Genomic DNA, 18080 nt, shown 5'->3' with positions numbered 1-18080 from the left:
TTTTATAAATTTATAAAATGATACTTGGGTAATATTATTTAAATGTTAATTCAATGGAAATGATCAAAAAATCTTCCGAATTACATCAAAATTGACAAAATAATACCATTTTAATGGTAAAATGTATAGTTATTTTAAAAAATCAAATGAGAATATTAAATGTGTTTTTAACTTAAAATTTGTATTTTTAACAATTGATTTTAATTACAAAACATATAATACCCAAAGGTTTTGTTGGTCTTGCCATCTATCCTTTCATATTTCTAAAAAGGAAGGAACTTAAAAACAATCTCTATTTAATTAATCACGAGAAAATTCATTTGCAACAGCAACGAGAAACATTGCTTTTGCTATTCTATTTAATTTACGGTATTGAATGGCTGATAAAGTTGCTTCTGTATAAAAATACAGCATTAGCCTATGTGAATATAAGTTTTGAGCGAGAGGCGTATACCAACGAAAATAATTTAAACTACTTGGAAACCCGTAAATCTTGGTCATTCATTAGATATATATAATTTATATAAAATCCTTCTTTTTTTTAAGATTTTCGTAAATTGCAAACCATTAATTCAAGTTAAATTACGAATGGAACAAATAACTCCCTATAAACCTACCTACAAAGTACGAATTGTAACTGCTGCCTCTCTTTTCGATGGACACGATGCTGCCATTAATATTATGAGGAGGATTATTCAATCTACTGGAGTCGAGGTTATTCACTTAGGACACGACCGAAGTGTGGAAGAGGTTGTAAACTGTGCGATACAAGAGGATGCTAATGCAATTGCGATGACTTCTTACCAAGGAGGACATAACGAGTACTTTAAATACATGTTTGATTTACTGCAAGAAAGAGGTGCTGGCCATATCAAAATTTTTGGTGGTGGTGGAGGAGTAATTCTTCCCGAGGAGATTAAAGAGCTAATGGACTATGGAATTACTCGGATATATTCACCTGACGATGGTCGTGAATTGGGTTTGCAAGGAATGATTAATGATTTAGTTCAGCAATCTGATTATCCTATCGGAGACACATTAAACGGTGAAGTTGACAAACTTTCTAAGAAAGAAACTGGAAGCATTGCCAGAGTTATTTCTGCCGCAGAAAACTTCCCTGAGATAGCAAAAGACACCCTAAAAAAAATTCATGAAAATAATAAAAAAGCTTCCACTCCTGTGCTTGGTATTACGGGAACAGGTGGCGCTGGTAAATCAAGTTTAGTAGATGAATTAGTAAGGCGATTTTTAATTGATTTTCCAGAAAAAACGATTGGGCTTATTTCTGTAGATCCTTCTAAAAGAAAAACCGGAGGAGCCTTGTTGGGAGATCGCATACGGATGAATGCAATTAATAATGATCGCGTTTACATGCGATCTCTTGCCACTCGACAATCGAATTTGGCATTGTCTAAATACGTAAATGAGGCTGTAGAAGTTTTAAAAGCAGCTGCTTTTGATTTAATCATTTTGGAAACCTCTGGTATTGGTCAATCGGATACAGAAATTATTGAGCATTCTGACACCTCTCTATATGTGATGACACCAGAATTTGGTGCTGCTACACAATTAGAGAAAATTGACATGCTCGATTTTGCAGATCTAGTAGCTATCAATAAATTTGATAAACGCGGTGCTTTAGACGCACTACGTGATGTGCGTAAACAATACATGCGCAATAACAATTTATGGGATATTCCACAAGACCAACTTCCTGTTTTTGGAACTATAGCCTCGCAATTTAATGACCCTGGTATGAATTCATTATACAAGGCAATCATGGATAAAATAGTAGCGAAAACCGGAGCTGATTTACAATCATCGTTTACGATTACGGAGGAAATGTCGGAGAAAATATTTGTCATTCCTCCGGCAAGAACAAGATACCTATCGGAGATTGCCGAAAGTAATAGGGCTTATGATAAAAAAGTCGATACGCAAGAAAAAGTAGCGCAAAAACTATACGGGATTTACAAAACTTTAGAGAGTGTTTCTGGTTCCACTATCGAACTCGATAAAAGTGGAATCGAAGCGAACTCAATTCTTACAACAGAAGAAAACAAGGAATTCCTTAAACTTTTACTTGCAGAATTTGACCGTGCTAAAATGGATTTAGATCCCTATAATTGGGAAATTATTTTAAACTGGAATTCAAAAGTACAGAAATATAAAAGTCCTATATACAGTTTTAAAGTACGGGACAAGGAAATTAAAATCGAAACGCACACAGAATCTCTTTCTCATACTCAAATTCCGAAAGTTGCCCTGCCAAAATACAAGGCTTGGGGAGATTTATTACGATGGAACTTACAGGAAAACGTTCCAGGTGAATTTCCGTATGCTTCGGGTTTATATCCATTTAAGCGAACTGGAGAGGACCCAACACGAATGTTTGCTGGAGAGGGAGGCCCAGAACGAACGAATCGACGTTTTCACTACGTGAGTTTAGGAATGCCTGCCAAGCGATTGTCTACAGCTTTTGATAGCGTTACGCTATACGGTAACGATCCAGGACACCGACCAGATATATACGGTAAAATTGGTAATGCGGGAGTTTCTATATGTTGTCTAGATGATGCTAAAAAATTGTATTCTGGCTTCGACCTAAGCCATGCAATGACTTCTGTTTCCATGACTATTAACGGTCCTGCTCCTATGCTTCTTGGTTTTTTCATGAATGCAGCAATTGATCAAAATTGTGAAAAATATATTAAAGAACACGGTTTAGAGAGTACGGTAGAAGATACATTAAAAGAACGATACGATGCCAAAGGTTTAGACCGCCCATCATACAATGGTGATTTACCAGAGGGTAATGACGGCTTGGGATTAATGCTGTTAGGACTAACGGGTGACCAAGTTCTACCTGCAGAGGTATATGCAACTATTAAAGCGAGTACATTAGCCCAAGTTCGTGGTACTGTACAGGCAGATATTTTGAAAGAAGACCAAGCGCAAAATACCTGTATTTTTTCTACGGAATTTGCGTTGCGTTTAATGGGAGATGTACAAGAGTATTTTATTGAAAAAAATGTTAGAAACTTTTACTCGGTTTCAATATCTGGTTACCATATTGCGGAAGCTGGTGCAAACCCCATCACCCAGTTAGCATTAACGCTTGCAAATGGTTTTACCTACGTGGAGTACTATCTTTCCAGAGGAATGGACATTAATAAGTTTGGTCCAAACTTATCCTTCTTTTTCTCTAATGGTATAGATCCAGAATACGCTGTTATTGGACGAGTTGCCCGAAAAATATGGGCTAAAGCGCTGAAATATAAATACAATGCGAACCCTCGTGCACAGATGTTAAAATACCACATTCAAACATCTGGTAGATCCTTACACGCACAAGAAATAGACTTTAATGATATTCGAACTACCTTACAGGCATTGTACGCTATCTACGATAATTGTAACTCTCTGCATACAAATGCATATGATGAAGCAATTACCACACCAACAGAAGAAAGTGTGCGCAGAGCTATGGCAATTCAATTAATCATAAATAAAGAGTTAGGTTTGGCCAAAAATGAAAATCCTATCCAGGGCTCTTTCATTATCGAAGAATTAACCGATTTAGTGGAGGAAGCTGTACTGACTGAATTTGATAGAATTACCGAAAGAGGTGGTGTTTTAGGAGCTATGGAAACCATGTACCAACGTTCGAAAATTCAAGAAGAGAGTTTGTATTACGAAACGCTGAAACACACTGGAGAATTTCCGATTATTGGGGTAAATACGTTCTTGAGTTCGAAAGGATCACCAACGGTTACACCTCAAGAGGTAATTCGAGCAACAGAGGAGGAAAAACTCTTTCAAATAAAAACGAAAGAAAATTTAAATGCTGCTAATGTAAACAAAGTAAAAGAAGAACTTAACATTCTGCAAAATGCGGCAATTCAAAATGAAAATATTTTTGAAAAGCTCATGGAGGCTACTAAAGTATGTTCCCTTGGTGAAATTACAAGTGCTTTATTTGAAGTCGGAGGACAATACAGGAGAAATATGTAACAACGGTAGTGGGCAACCCTGTAAAGCTTTAGGGTAACTTTTATAGATGCTGTAAAAAATAGTCAAATACGATTAAAAGCTACTTATTTTTAGTAAGTAGCTTTTAATTTTATAACGAAATTAAATTATCGTTTAAATTCCATAACAAGATCAGCAGAAAGCTCTTTTACCATGACTGAATCTTCAGAAAGCTCTTGGAACGAATATCTAATCCGTAAAGAGGTAGCAGTTATTTCTTCAACCGTAAAATCTATTGCATCCCTATTTTGAAAAAAATCTAAAATATTTCCGTCATAAGTAAGGGATCTTGAAAGTATCTCTCCAATGGTTAAAACGGAGCCATCTGCTTGCCAATTAGCCTCTTCTTGTATACTTGTAATAGCCAGTAATTCCGTTTCGGAGTTCTCCTCACTAGTTGTTGTTAATTCAATATCATAAGATCCAGAAGTAAAAACCTTGTTTGGACTCTCTGTAAAAGTCATGGTGGAATGGATATTTTTACCTTCTCCTACAAAAGTAATCGCTACTGTATTTCCCGACATTACCATCTTCGTATTTCCATTATACAGAAAGGAAGTCATTTGCCACTCTCCCAATAGGTCTTGTTCCAAATGGTATTCGGTAGTATCCGATTCATTACAATTTGTAAAATTGAAAACCACAAATAATAAAGCAATAATTACATACGTGTTCTTTTTCATAGTATAGATTTAGTTTTAGGTTATCTTTTCATGTAAGTTTTAAAGTTGAAGTACATTAAAAGTATTTTAAAAAAACAAATCAAAAGTCATGCCGATAAACAAATCAATTATAAAAAAGTCGATACTAAAGAAAATTCAACACACTTAGTAGAGCTAAATCGATGGTTTAAGCCGATTTCTAGAATTTAAATTTCACAGAATGATCATAAATAAAAAACTAACCGAATAAACCCTTTTTTAAGCGATTTAAGACACTTTTGACGATTTTTTGTTTTTGTTTATTTTGAAACAAAACCTGTTAAAAACTTTATTTTAACACCAAAAAAATGTAAATTTGTAATAGAAGTAATCGCTTGATGCGGTTATTTTTTTGGAATGTCTGCACGATCATAATAATTAATAACAAGGTGCAGTATTTAAAGTAAGAGACTAACAGAAATAATACGCAACAAATATGAGCGAAGAAAAAAAGCATAATTATTCAGCCGATAGTATTCAGGCCTTAGAAGGAATGGAGCATGTACGAATGCGTCCTTCGATGTATATAGGTGATGTTGGTGTTCGTGGTTTACACCATTTAGTTTATGAAGTCGTAGATAACTCTATTGATGAAGCTCTTGCAGGACATTGTGATGAGATTTCGGTATTTATCAATGAAGATAATAGTATTACTGTTCGTGATAACGGCCGTGGAATTCCGGTAGGGCTGCACAAAAAAGAAGGAGTATCGGCATTGGAAGTAGTGATGACAAAGATTGGTGCTGGTGGAAAATTCGACAAAGATTCCTATAAAGTTTCAGGAGGATTACACGGAGTAGGTGTTTCATGTGTGAATGCTTTGTCCGATCACCTTAAAGCAACAGTTTACAGAGATGGAAAAATCTGGCAGCAAGAATATGAGCGAGGTAAAACTATGTACCCTGTTAAAACCGTTGGAGATACAGATACTAATGGTACTGAGGTTACCTTTAAGCCAGACACTACCATATTCTTACAGACTGTAGAATACAATTACGATACGCTTGCTACTCGTATGCGAGAGTTAGCATACCTAAATAAGGGTATTACCGTTACTTTAACGGACAAAAGAAATAAAGACGATGAAGGTAATTTTATTTCGGAAACATTTCACAGTACAGAAGGACTATCGGAATTTGTTAAGTATTTAGATGCTACAAGAGAGCAATTAACTGCTGGCGTAATTGCCATGGAGGGAGAAAAAAATGGTATTCCAGTGGAAGTAGCCATGGTTTACAATACCTCCTATTCTGAAAATTTACATTCGTATGTAAATAATATTAATACCCATGAAGGAGGAACACATTTGTCTGGTTTCCGAAGAGGACTAACGCATACCTTAAAAAAATATGCAGACGAGTCTGGCTTGTTGAAAAATGTAAAATTTGAAATCTCCGGAGACGATTTTCGAGAGGGACTAACCGCAATTGTATCTGTTAAAGTTGCAGAACCACAATTTGAAGGACAAACTAAAACAAAACTAGGTAATAGAGAGGTAACCTCAGCAGTATCACAAGCTGTTGCTGAGATGTTAACCGATTATTTGGAAGAGAATCCAAACGACGCCAAAACTATTGTGCAAAAGGTAATCCTCGCCGCGCAAGCGCGTCATGCTGCTAGAAAAGCTCGTGAAATGGTGCAGCGCAAGACAGTAATGAGTATTGGTGGGTTACCCGGAAAATTATCCGATTGTTCGGAAACAGACCCAGCGGAATGCGAAATATTTCTGGTAGAGGGAGACTCTGCAGGAGGAACTGCCAAACAGGGAAGAGATCGAAACTTCCAAGCTATTCTTCCTTTAAGAGGTAAAATCCTGAATGTAGAAAAAGCAATGCAGCACAAGGTTTTTGAAAATGAAGAAATTAAAAACATGTTTACTGCACTAGGTATATCCATCGGAACAGAGGAAGATCCTAGAGCCTTGAACTTATCGAAACTTCGTTATCACAAGGTAGTTATCATGTGTGATGCCGACGTAGATGGCTCGCATATTGCAACGTTAATTTTAACCTTCTTTTTCCGATACATGCGAGAAATGGTAGAACAAGGCTATATTTACATAGCAACTCCACCTCTATACCTTGTTAAAAAAGGACAAAAAAGAGAATACGCCTGGGATGACAACCAACGTGATGTTATCGTACAAAAATTTGGTAATGGTGCAAACATTCAGCGATACAAAGGTTTAGGAGAGATGAATGCAGAGCAATTATGGGACACTACGATGAATCCGGAGTTTAGAACCCTGCGTCAGGTAACCATCGACAACCTAACAGAAGCAGATCGTGTCTTCTCCATGCTAATGGGAGATGAAGTTCCGCCTCGTAGAGATTTCATCGAAAAAAATGCTAAATATGCAAATATCGATGCTTAAAATAGCTTAAAAAATCCCTTCACCGGGATTTTTTTTGCTTTACAAGTGCTTTCTTTTTGAAAATATTTTATCTTTAATTGAAAATGTAGCAACAAAACAAAGAAGCGCTATCCAAATAAAAAATGATGAAAATTAAAAAAATTACCCTTTTATTACTTTTTCTCCTTACGGCAATAATTGGTAAAGCACAAGAAATAGAAACAATACTGCTAGCAAAGGAGGACGCAGTAAAACTTACAAATGGTTATTTAAAACCTGCCTTTAAAGGACTAATCTACAGTATGAGTAATGGTTGGTATCATACGGCCAAAGTACATAAAAAGTTTGGGTTTGACATAACTATCGGAGCAAACGGGTCTTTTATCCCAACCAAAGATGAGTTATTTGATGTTGCACATTTGAATTTATCCGATAAAACAACAATATTAAGCAGCAATACAAATTCTCCTACGGTGGCAGGTAGTGAGAACGAAATTCCTGCGCGTTTGCGATACACACGAACCATTGACGGTAGAGAGGTATCTGCAGACTTCGACCTTCCCAAAGGTATTAAAGAAGATTTACCACTAAGTATTATACCTGCACCTGCTGTACAAATAGGTGTAGGATTACCTTTTAAATTAGATGCTATAATACGATATGCCCCTAAAGTTGGAACGGATGACGTAAAAGGAGGGCTATTTGGTATTGGATTTAAAAAAGAAATTACAGATTGGTTAGGTCCATTAGACAAAACTCCTTTACATATTGCTTTATTAGCCGCATATTCTAATATGGAGGTTATTTATACCATTGATGACGCAAGTACAGGAGCTGTTTTAACAGATAATGCAACCACAGAATTTAATTTAAACACCTACACATTTAAAGCTATTGCATCCTTAAATTTTCCTATTGTTAATGTATTTGGGGGTGTTGGATATGTGGGTGGCAATTCTCGTTTAGAAATGCTAGGTAGGTACACCTTAATATACGATACAGAGACTACTGGCACTATCGTTGAAGAAACAGTGATAGACCCATTAGCACTGAAACAGAATGTAGGTGGTATTAATGCAACCTTAGGATTACGTTTTAATATTGGATTTTTCAAAATATTTGGAAGGTGTTCCTTTCAAGAATACACCACCATTAATGGAGGAATTGCATTTAGTTTTCGATAACCTACAAAAGATATAGTCGTATTTGAAGCGCTTTGCTATACACACTATACTGTAAAAGCAAGTAGTACGTTAAAAAACAAGGACACTTGAATTTGTTTTACTCGCTACAATAAAGAAGAGTTAACAAAAACTTATAATTAGTTAAAAGAATAACTTCGGTCTTAATTTACTTTTTTATCCTTAGGCAAATCGCTATTTTTGTGCATCTTATTAATAATTTTCAAAAAAATATATATAAAATGAAAGTAACAGTTGTAGGAGCAGGTGCTGTAGGTGCAAGTTGTGCAGAGTACATTGCTATCAAAGATTTCGCTTCAGAAGTTGTTTTAGTAGACATCAAAGAAGGTTTTGCAGAGGGAAAAGCTATGGACTTAATGCAAACTGCCTCATTGAATGGTTTCGACACTAAAATTGTTGGAACAACTGGAGATTACAGCAAAACAGCCAACTCTGATATTTGCGTTATTACTTCTGGAATTGCTCGAAAACCAGGTATGTCTCGTGATGAATTGTTGGGGATTAATGCAGGTATTGTAAAATCCGTTGCAGCAAGTTTGATTGAACATTCACCAAATACAATTATTATTGTTGTTTCGAACCCAATGGATACGATGACTTATTTAGTGCATAAAACAACAGGCCTTCCAAAGAATAGAATTATTGGTATGGGTGGTGCTCTAGACTCAGCGAGATTCAAGTATCGTTTAGCAGAAGCATTAGAAGCACCAATATCTGATGTAGATGGAATGGTAATTGGAGGACATTCCGACAAAGGAATGGTTCCTTTAACGCGTTTAGCTACACGAAACTCTGTCCCTGTTTCAGAATTTTTATCCGAAGAAAGATTAGATCAAGTAAAAGAAGATACTAAAGTTGGTGGTGCTACTTTAACAAAGTTACTAGGTACATCAGCTTGGTATGCACCAGGAGCAGCTGTTTCAGGTTTAGTGCAAGCAATTGCTTGTGATCAAAAGAAAATATTTCCTTGTTCTGCCTTATTAGAAGGAGAATATGGTTTATCGGATTTATGCATTGGTGTCCCAGTAGTTCTTGGAAAAAATGGAATAGAAAAAATCGTAGAGATTAATTTAAATGATGCAGAAAAGGAACACCTTAGTTCTTCTGCAGCAGCAGTGGCAAAAAACAATGAGGCACTTTTGTCTTTTTAAATAACGATATCATTGAAAATATTAAAAGTCTGAATAGATCTTCTGTTCAGGCTTTTTTTGTAAAATATGTTAAAAAATGTTAAAAAATATTTTTTTGTAAGTAATAAAAATTCTCCTCGACTCATAAAACATGGAACATTTATATGTTTCTTTTCATAGTTTTTCATAGCAATTTTCCCACTCTTTAGAGTGGGTTTTTTTTATCTTTGGTTTCTAAACCTACTACTTTTGCAACGAATATTAGTTTCTGTAACCAATGATATTACAACAGACCAACGGGTCGCGAAAGTTTGTTCCTCACTAGAAAAATCTGGCTATGAAATTTTACTCGTTGGAAGACTGCGTTCCGATAGCGTACCTTTACAAAGATCATACAGTACGCTGCGCTTAAAATTATGGTTCGAACAAGGCCCGTTATTTTATGCAGAATACAATATTCGTTTAATTATTTTACTCCTTTTTACTAGGAAAGACATTATTCTCGCAAACGACCTAGACACCTTACCTGCTTGTTACCTAGCAAGCGTGCTTCAAAGAAAAACAATAGTATATGATAGTCACGAATTATTCCCTGAAATTCCAGAGCTAACAAATCGTCCAAGAATCAAAAAAATTTGGGAATGCATAGAGGCTATTATCGTACCAAAATTGGCAAATTGTTATACGGTATGCGATAGTATTGCTGGGTATTATTACAGCAAATACAAAACCAAATTCTCTGTTGTAAAAAACGTACCAAGGAAAGAAAATGAAGCGATAGCATTAGATACTTTCCAAAAGGCAAAAAATAAGAATACCATTATTTATCAAGGTGCTGTAAATAAAGGAAGAGGTATAGAATTAGTATTAGAGAGTATGCATTTATTACCAGAGTGGATATTTCTTATTATTGGTAGTGGTGACATTATTTCAAAGATTCAAAATGAGATTTCAACGAAAAACCTACAACAACAAGTGCTGCTTCTGGGTAAACTTTCTCCCGAGGAACTTCGGAAAGTTACCCCGATGGCTACAATTGGAATAAGCCTAGAAGAAGATATGGGGTTAAGCTATCGATATGCACTCCCGAATAAAGTTTTTGACTACATTCAAGCCAGGGTACCGGTGCTAACCTCTGACCTTCCAGAGATGAAAAAAATTATAGAGCAGTATGCAATTGGTGAAGTATTAACCAAAAGAACTCCAGAGCAATTTGCTACTACCGTTCAACAAATTGCAAATAGTGATTATGGTAACAATTTAGAGAGAGCTCGAGCAGAACTTATTTGGGAAAAGGAAGAAATTATATTACAAAGTCTCTTTAAAAACCTTCGATAAATACCCAATTCGAAATGTATTGTAATAAAAAAAAGAAGAAGAGTTGATTGCCTTTTCTTCGAGAAAATCAGTGAATTTTTCCAGTAAAGAAGGGATACCTGTCCATGCTATCATTTTGTAATATTTCGATAGTTTAGTATCCGGAAACGAAATTTGTTTCTGTGCCAATAGTAACGCCAAATTTTTGAGAGCATCTTTGGTCTTCGCTACATATTCTATATCCGAATCTATTCCTAAGTGATATACTTCATTTTCTATGTGAGTAACAACTACAGAATGCTTTTGTAACTGCTTTGCAAAAAGTAAATCTTCATAACCGTACTTTGCCAAATCATTTGCAAATCTAATAGTATCAAAAACTGCTTTTCGAATTAAAAAATTACCAGTAAAAAAAAAGTTATAGGGCTGTGCATTTCTAATGGTTACAGATTTTTCCTCATTCTTTTTACCTACCTGCCAACGAATCGTTTTTTTCCTTGTAGTATCCTCATAACATATCCCACCCACAACAACAGTATTTGCAACATGCATTGTAGCAATGTAGCGTGCAATAAAATTAGTGTGTTTAGGCATTACATCACTATCCAAAAACAACAACCAGTCATAAGTCGCTTTTTCCACGAGTAAATTCCTAATTTTACTCCTACCTATATTTTTTGGCAAAGAGACAAGGCTGCAATTTGGAAGACTATTGATTTTTTCACTGCTTGAAGTACTTAAAAATGGAGAGGCATCATCCAAAACAAGAATTTCGAAGGCAATATTTTCTTTTTGAAGCGCAACAAAGAGCGTCTCGACTAAAGAATAGGTATCCCAATTATAGCTTGGAATAAGAACGGATAACATATTAAACAGATTGTTGCACTACCTCAAACAACTCTCCTCCCTCACATTTTACCGTATGCTGCTTAAATTTAACAATCAATTGGTAATCGTGGGTTGCCATCAATATAGTCTTACCACTTTGGTGAATTGCATTTAAGAGTTCCATTACCTCCAAAGAAGTTTTAGGATCTAAATTACCTGTTGGCTCGTCTGCTAAAATCAACTCAGGATCGTTCAAAAGCGCCCGTGCAATTGCGACACGCTGTTGCTCTCCACCAGAAAGCTCGAAGGTTTTTTTGTAGTATTTTTCTTTCATACCGACCTTATCTAGCACTTCGTGGATTTTTTCCTTCATTTCGACTTTATTTTTCCAACCAGTCGCTTTCAAAACAAACTCTAAGTTCTCAAATACATTTCTATCGTTTAGCAACTTAAAATCCTGAAAAACAATTCCTAATTTACGTCGTAAAAAAGGGATGTCTTTTTCCTTCATTTTTTTCAAGTCAAACCCAACAACACTTCCTAATCCTCGTTGCAATCGCAAATCACCATATAGCGTTTTTAGTAAACTACTCTTTCCACTACCTGTTTTTCCTATCAGATAAAAGAAATCTCCTTTTTGCAGTGTGAAATTAACTTTTGAAAGAACCAAATTGTCTTTTTGGTATATATCGGCATTTTCAAGATGTAAGACAGGTGTACTCATATAAAGGATGATTTTTACAAAACTAAAGTTTTTCGTAGGTTATTTTATAACATTTGTTACTTTTGACTTTTAACTCTCCAACAAAATAACAAAATTAACGTTATAGTTTCTAGATATAAAAAGAATATGGGAATTAATTTTTACCTAAGGGGCATTATATTATTACTTTTAATGGGTTTTATACCCCAAATTTTGGCCAAAAACAGCATATGACATCGCTGACGATAGAGATTATAATGAAGCGTATACCTTATTTGAAAATAAATCTTATGCCGCTGCCCAACGGTTATTTGAAAAAGTTATAAATAGTAAAAATAAATCCCAAAACTTACGCGGAGATGCGTTGTATTACGATGCTATCTGCGCTGTTAAATTAAATCAAATAGATGCAAATAAAAAAGTAGAACAGTTTGTAGAAAAACATCCATATCACAATAAAAAAGAAAAGGCATACTTAACTGTGGCAGATTATTATTTTGCCAATAGAAAAGCATCCCATGCATTAAAATGGTACCAAAAAGTAAATGAAGATTTTTTATCGCAAGAGGAAAAAGATGAATTTAACTATAAAATGGGGTATGCTTTACTGGTCTCCAATTATCTCAAAGATGCGAAAGCTAGGTTTAAGGTTTTATTAGGTAACCCTATCTATGGAAACGACGCACGATATTACTATGGTTATATTTCATACAAACAAGAGAATTTTGGAGAAGCAGAAGACAACCTGAGCCAACTAGCAGACGATGCAACTTACCAAACCAAGGCAAACTACTACATCCTAGATATTAGCTTTAAAGCAGGACGATTTGACAAGTCTATTGAAATTGGGGAGAAACTTTTAGAGACCACCAAAAAAGAAAATGAAGCTTCTCAAATAGCTAAAATTATTGGAGAGAGTTACTTTAATTTAGGAAAATACGAAAAAGCAATTCCGTATTTAAGAGCCTACAAAGGAACTAATGGTAAATGGAACAATACCGACTATTACTACCTTGGTTACGCGTATTACAAAAAAAAGGAATATGACAATGCAATAACCAACTTCAATAAAATTATTGAAGGGACTAATAAAGTAGCTCAAAATGCCTATTATCATCTTGGAGAATGCTATTTAGAACTCGATAAAAAGGGAGAAGCTTTAAATGCATTTAAAAACGCAAGTGAAATGGATTTTGACTCCAAGATTACAGAGAGTGCTTGGCTAAATTATGCAAAATTAAGCTATGAACAAGGAAATCCTTACCAAAGTGTACCGGAAGTTTTAAAGACTTACCTCACAAAATATCCTTTAGCTACGGAACATAACGAAATACAAAATCTACTAATATCCTCTTATGTAAACCAACAAGACTACCAAGGGGCACTTGCCTATCTTAAAAACAACCCTGCACAACAAAACACGAAAGTGATTATTCAGGAAATTTCAATGTATAGAGGAATACAGCTATTTAACGAACAAAAAATTAAAGAAGCACAAGCCTATTTCAAAACCGCTTCCGGTTCGTCAAATATAGCGGTGGCTGACACCGCTAATTATTGGTTAGGAGAAACACACTATTTGTTAGGGGATTATGAAGCTGCGTTGGAAAGATTTTTTTTGGTTAAAAACCCTAGTAATAAAGAATTCCAACAAATAAATTATAACATAGGATATGCTCATTTTAAACTACAAAATTACAGAGATGCTGCAGTGTACTTTGAAAGCTTCCTGAAAAGTGATATTGAAAATTCAGATTTAAAAGACGATACTGCGAATAGATTAGGCGATTCGTATTATGCCGAAAGACAATACGAAAAAGCAGTTAAAGCCTATACAAAAGTAATCGACGATGGTGGAATTGGTGCAGATTACGCACAATATCAAATTGCTATGAGTAAGGGGTTTTTAGGAGACAATAGTTCCAAAATAACAAATCTTGAAACACTTGTTAGTACTTTTCAAAACTCCCAATTGGTAGACGATGCTTTATTTCAAATTGGAAACACTTACACAACCCAAAAGCAGGTAAAAGAGGCGTTAAAAACCTACGACAAAATTTTATTAAAACACCCAAACAGCAATTATATCCCAAGTGTTTTATTGCGTCAAGGGTTATTGTACTATACGGCTAACGATAATCAAAAAGCCATAGAAAAATACAAATCAGTAGTAAAGGAATACCCTAATTCAAGTGAGGCAAAACAAGCTGTAACCAACCTAAAAAATGTATATATAGATCTTGGAAAAGTAGAAGAATATGCTGTTTGGGCAAAAAACATAAAATTTATCAATGTTACCAATGCAGAGTTAGATAATGCAACCTATCAAGCAGCAGAAAATAAGTTTTTAGAAAATGACACAAACGCAGCCATAAAAGGATTTGAAAATTATTTATCGCGATTCCCAGCAGGAATTCATTCGCTCAAAGCAAACTTTTTCCTAGCGCAATCCTTAAAAAAAGTAGAAAATCTATCTAGTGCTGTTCCATACTACCAATATGTTACCCTACAACAAAAAAGTGAATATACCGAAGAAGCCCTAGTAAACCTATCCAAAATATACCTTGACAAAGAAAAATGGAAAGAGGCAATTGCGGTACTGCAGCAACTCGAACAGGACGCAAATTATCCTCAAAACCGCATATTCGCCCAAAGTAATTTAATGAAAGGATACTACTTAAATGAAAATTATGAAAAAGCTATAGTCTACGGGGATAAGATTTTAAGTACAGGAAAGATAGAAAATGTTATCGCGGAAGATGCAAAACTTATCCTAGCAAGATCGTATTTCAAAACAAATGATTATGAAAATGCAGCAGCATATTTTGAGGATACTAGTAACAAGGCAACCGGTGCTGTCAAGGCAGAGTGCCTGTATTACAATAGCTTGTTCTTGCACGAACAGAAAGAATATGAATCCTCTAATAAAGCTATTGAAAATTTAATTGCCAACTATTCCAGCTATACCTATTGGGGCGTAAAGAGCTATATTATTATGGCTAAAAATTACTATGCGTTAAAAGACGCGTACCAGGCGACCTATATTTTAGACAATGTAATCAAAAACTTTAGCCAATACAAAGACCTTGTAGAGGCAGCTAAGAACGAATTGAATACCATAAAAAATAAAGAAGCAAAAACCAACGAATCGGTAACTAACAAAAGTTAAACACTTTGAAATTAATGAAAAATTATGTGTGGTTATTTGTGCTGTTATTGGCCGTTGATGTCAAAGCACAAGAAAAAACAAAACGAGCTAACGATACCATCAAAACAGAAGTAATAAACGTGGTTACATCTTATGTCCCTAAAATTACTGATGCATTTAAAATTAAGCAAAAACCTATGGTTTCCTCAAACAAAGAAACCGAAAAGAAAAAATTATCCTACACCATTAGATCCATTCCGGTGGCCTCTACTTTTGTCCCAAAAAGCGGTACGCTAAAAAAAATAGACCTAGGAGAACGAGAACGTTTGTACGATAATTTTCTTTCCTTGGGTTTTGGTAACAACATTGCACCCGCACTTCAAGGGTACTTTAGACAGAGTACAAGTCGTGATAGTGAATTGGGAATTTATGCGAATTTTAATTTATCCATGGATCCGGTAGCCAATACCGAACTAAATAGCACATACTACAATATGGATATCGATATGAGCCATAAAAAAACGGAACGCTATTTTACTTGGGAAGCAGGGATAAATTTAGAAAGGGATGGATACAATTGGTATGGTTTACCATCACAAATCACATTTAATGATAATGTAATTGAGGCTATTGAAGAAGGTATAACTTACGGTTTTTACAAGGTATACGGTGCCATAGACTTTGACGATTCCTATATTTCTACCGCGAACACATCGGCGTATTTTTTAACAGATGGTTTAGGTAGTAGTGAATTCAATTTCGATTTGGACGCAGATTTCAGCCTTCCATTAGATCTAATTCACAACGATTTAAATGCACTTTCAGTTTCCTCTTCTATTAACTTTTTAGGTGGAAGTTTTGCTACCTCCTACGAAGATCAAAAGAAATTCCCATATTCCTTTTTTACCTTAGGAGTGCAACCTAGTTATGCTTTTATAGCATCCGATTTATACGTAAAATTAGGTGGTAAAGCGTATTTCTCCATAGACTTAGAAAATGACATCAATAATTTTCTACTGTATCCAGATGTAGAAATATCCTATCCCATAATAAAAGACTTCGCCAAGATATACATTGGTGCGGGAGGAGACCTAACAACGAATAACTTTAAAGAGTTTACGGATGAAAATCCATTTGTTTCACCAACACTTAACATCACCCAAACCAATGAAATGTATCAATTTTTTGGCGGTGTTCAAGGAATGCTCCACAAACAGTTTAGCTACCACTTCAAAGGAAGTTTCTCCAGCATTGAAGACAATCCATTTTACACCCTTAATTACTCCAAAACAGACGGAAGCAAAGCAACTGGTGATAATGGATTTATTTTGAATGGTTTTGAGTTTGGAAATTCATTTCGAGTTATTTATGACGATATAAAACGTACCACTATTTTTGGAGAGATAAGCTATGAAGGTTTTAAAAATTCTACTTTAGGTGCAACGTTTACCTATCATAGCTATACCTTAAACAACCTACAACACCCTTGGAACGCTCCTACAATGAAAGGAGAATTATTTGGAGAGTATAAAATGAAAAAATGGTATGCTGGTGCGAACGTATTTTTCGTCGGAAAAAGAAAAGGAGTTGCTTATGCAACCAATGCTCCATCACCATTTACTGCTGTAGATTTAGACAGTTATATCGATGTAAACATGCACGGAGGATATAACTTTTCAGACGATTTTTCAGTGTATCTAAACCTAAAGAATATGTTAAACCAAGAATACCAACGTTTTACTAATTTTAACGTACAAGGATTTCAAGTGTTTGGTGGGGTTACTTGGAAATTCGACAGCCTTTTTTAAACCAATAGCAGAGTAGTATAAGAAAAAAACTGAAATCCTTGGAGTGCTAATTTAAGAGTAAATTATTACAACAAAAACATTACTTTACTATAGCACCATTTACATAGGTTTGTAAACATTTTATGGCGTGTAGCTCAGCGACCGGTATCTCTAGCGGATTTTTATTTACACAATGAAATCGGCATATTTTCCTATTTCAAGGGAACCTATTTTATCTTCCATATGAATTTGCCACGCGGCATCAATTGTCATCGCTTTTAAACCATTCATCACAGATATTTGTTCATGTTTTGCAATCGTATCACCGGTTATCGTTTTTCGTTCTACAGCAGTTTGGATTAACCGGAATGGTTTACTTTGAAACATTGGTTGGTCGGCGTGAAGTGACATTTTAATCCCCATCGACAAAGCAGATTGCACCGGTAACATTTTTTCAACGCGCTCCTCACCTAATATTTCAGTTTTTAATGCATCTCCATAATAATACAAATGATTAATGTGAAAACTAGGGGTAAGCTGCAGTTTTTGCATTCGCAATAAATCTTTTTTGGGTAAAAGTAAACAATGTTCCAAGCGGTGTCTAGAAGTACTAAAATCCAATTCATTGTTCAGCTCTTCAAAAACACTAACGACCTCGCTAATAGCAGCATCTCCTTGGGTATGTATCGCTATCTGCCAACCGTTTTTATGGTGTTTTCTAATAAAATCTTTTAACACATCGGCCTCTAATAAAGCCTCTCCTCTATGTTTTTTTGGTATGTGTAAAACAGCGTTGGTTAATTTTGAATCCTGATAAGGCTGCTTTAGATACATAGATCCGATGTAGGGTGAACCATCATACCAATGCTTCAGTCCAAT

General features: G+C 35.1%; 11 protein-coding genes and 1 pseudogene. 7 read left to right on the top strand and 5 right to left on the bottom strand.

The genetic code is table 11. From position 1 onward, the window contains the following. Window positions 1-300: 300 nt before the first annotated feature. Window positions 301-501 (bottom strand): hypothetical protein, encoded by a 201-nt coding sequence (locus tag BSU00_RS13810; protein ID WP_158254377.1) that lies wholly within the window; start codon window positions 499-501, stop codon window positions 301-303. A gap of 87 nt (window positions 502-588) precedes the next feature. Here BSU00_RS13810 and BSU00_RS01445 point away from each other — a divergent pair, with 87 nt between their 5' ends. Then, window positions 589-4014 (top strand): methylmalonyl-CoA mutase family protein, encoded by a 3426-nt coding sequence (locus tag BSU00_RS01445; RefSeq protein ID WP_105002804.1) that lies wholly within the window; start codon window positions 589-591, stop codon window positions 4012-4014. 125 nt (window positions 4015-4139) lie between these two features. Here the strand turns inward: BSU00_RS01445 and BSU00_RS01440 are convergent, their stop codons facing one another. Further along, the gene (locus tag BSU00_RS01440) at window positions 4140-4715 is read right to left on the bottom strand and encodes a hypothetical protein (RefSeq protein WP_105002803.1); all 576 of its coding nucleotides are present in this window, start codon (window positions 4713-4715) and stop codon (window positions 4140-4142) included. Between the two features lie 454 nt (window positions 4716-5169). Here BSU00_RS01440 and gyrB point away from each other — a divergent pair, with 454 nt between their 5' ends. The 4 genes from gyrB to BSU00_RS01420 all read left to right on the top strand — a co-directional run bounded on the left by gyrB (window position 5170) and on the right by BSU00_RS01420 (window position 10756). After that, window positions 5170-7107 (top strand): DNA topoisomerase (ATP-hydrolyzing) subunit B, encoded by a 1938-nt coding sequence (gyrB, locus tag BSU00_RS01435; protein ID WP_105002802.1) that lies wholly within the window; start codon window positions 5170-5172, stop codon window positions 7105-7107. Between the two features lie 122 nt (window positions 7108-7229). Further along, on the top strand, window positions 7230-8270 hold the full coding sequence (locus BSU00_RS01430; protein ID WP_233188534.1) for a DUF6588 family protein: 1041 nt from the start codon (window positions 7230-7232) through the stop codon (window positions 8268-8270). Between the two features lie 239 nt (window positions 8271-8509). Next, window positions 8510-9439: a malate dehydrogenase gene (mdh, locus tag BSU00_RS01425; protein WP_105002801.1), complete on the top strand. Its 930-nt coding sequence runs from the start codon at window positions 8510-8512 to the stop codon at window positions 9437-9439. Between the two features lie 228 nt (window positions 9440-9667). Further along, window positions 9668-10756 (top strand): glycosyltransferase family 4 protein, encoded by a 1089-nt coding sequence (locus BSU00_RS01420; RefSeq protein WP_158254376.1) that lies wholly within the window; start codon window positions 9668-9670, stop codon window positions 10754-10756. Here the strand turns inward: BSU00_RS01420 and BSU00_RS01415 are convergent. Together BSU00_RS01415 and BSU00_RS01410 are read right to left on the bottom strand one after the other, a co-directional pair. Further along, window positions 10727-11602 (bottom strand): glycosyltransferase, encoded by an 876-nt coding sequence (locus tag BSU00_RS01415; RefSeq protein ID WP_105002799.1) that lies wholly within the window; start codon window positions 11600-11602, stop codon window positions 10727-10729. The two genes, BSU00_RS01420 and BSU00_RS01415, sit on opposite strands and share 30 nt — an antisense overlap. Before the next feature lie 166 nt (window positions 11603-11768). After that, window positions 11769-12287: pseudogene (locus BSU00_RS01410) on the bottom strand (cell division ATP-binding protein FtsE); the annotation flags it as partial. A 343-nt stretch (window positions 12288-12630) separates the two neighbouring features. Between BSU00_RS01410 and BSU00_RS01405 the strand changes: the two are divergent. Next, the gene (locus BSU00_RS01405; protein WP_233188533.1) at window positions 12631-15435 is read left to right on the top strand and encodes a tetratricopeptide repeat protein; all 2805 of its coding nucleotides are present in this window, start codon (window positions 12631-12633) and stop codon (window positions 15433-15435) included. Between the two features lie 14 nt (window positions 15436-15449). Continuing rightward, entirely contained in the window at window positions 15450-17222 is a 1773-nt protein-coding gene (locus tag BSU00_RS01400) for a TonB-dependent receptor (RefSeq protein ID WP_105002796.1), read from the top strand. A gap of 165 nt (window positions 17223-17387) precedes the next feature. Here BSU00_RS01400 and BSU00_RS01395 read toward each other — a convergent pair whose 3' ends face one another. After that, window positions 17388-18074 carry an amidohydrolase family protein gene (locus BSU00_RS01395; RefSeq protein ID WP_255402289.1) on the bottom strand — a complete coding sequence of 229 codons (687 nt, stop codon included), beginning with the start codon at window positions 18072-18074 and terminating at the stop codon, window positions 17388-17390. Window positions 18075-18080 lie beyond the last annotated feature (6 nt).

The organism is Tenacibaculum sp. SG-28, assembly GCF_002954385.1.
Classification (GTDB): Bacteria; Bacteroidota; Bacteroidia; order Flavobacteriales; family Flavobacteriaceae; genus Polaribacter.
The sequence above is the reverse complement of the archived record's forward strand: the minus strand, read 5'-3'. Positions and strand labels throughout refer to the sequence as shown.

Excerpts from the sequence above, each read along its gene's own strand:
- mdh (WP_105002801.1), top strand. The coding sequence starts at position 8,510 with ATGAAAGTAACAGTTGTAGGAGCAGGTGCTGTAGGTGCAAGTTGTGCA.
- BSU00_RS01430 (WP_233188534.1), top strand. The coding sequence starts at position 7,230 with ATGATGAAAATTAAAAAAATTACCCTTTTATTACTTTTTCTCCTTACG.
- BSU00_RS01415 (WP_105002799.1), bottom strand. The coding sequence starts at position 11,602 with ATGTTATCCGTTCTTATTCCAAGCTATAATTGGGATACCTATTCTTTA.
- BSU00_RS13810 (WP_158254377.1), bottom strand. The coding sequence starts at position 501 with ATGACCAAGATTTACGGGTTTCCAAGTAGTTTAAATTATTTTCGTTGG.
- BSU00_RS01440 (WP_105002803.1), bottom strand. The coding sequence starts at position 4,715 with ATGAAAAAGAACACGTATGTAATTATTGCTTTATTATTTGTGGTTTTC.
- BSU00_RS01400 (WP_105002796.1), top strand. The coding sequence starts at position 15,450 with ATGAAAAATTATGTGTGGTTATTTGTGCTGTTATTGGCCGTTGATGTC.
- BSU00_RS01445 (WP_105002804.1), top strand. The coding sequence starts at position 589 with ATGGAACAAATAACTCCCTATAAACCTACCTACAAAGTACGAATTGTA.
- gyrB (WP_105002802.1), top strand. The coding sequence starts at position 5,170 with ATGAGCGAAGAAAAAAAGCATAATTATTCAGCCGATAGTATTCAGGCC.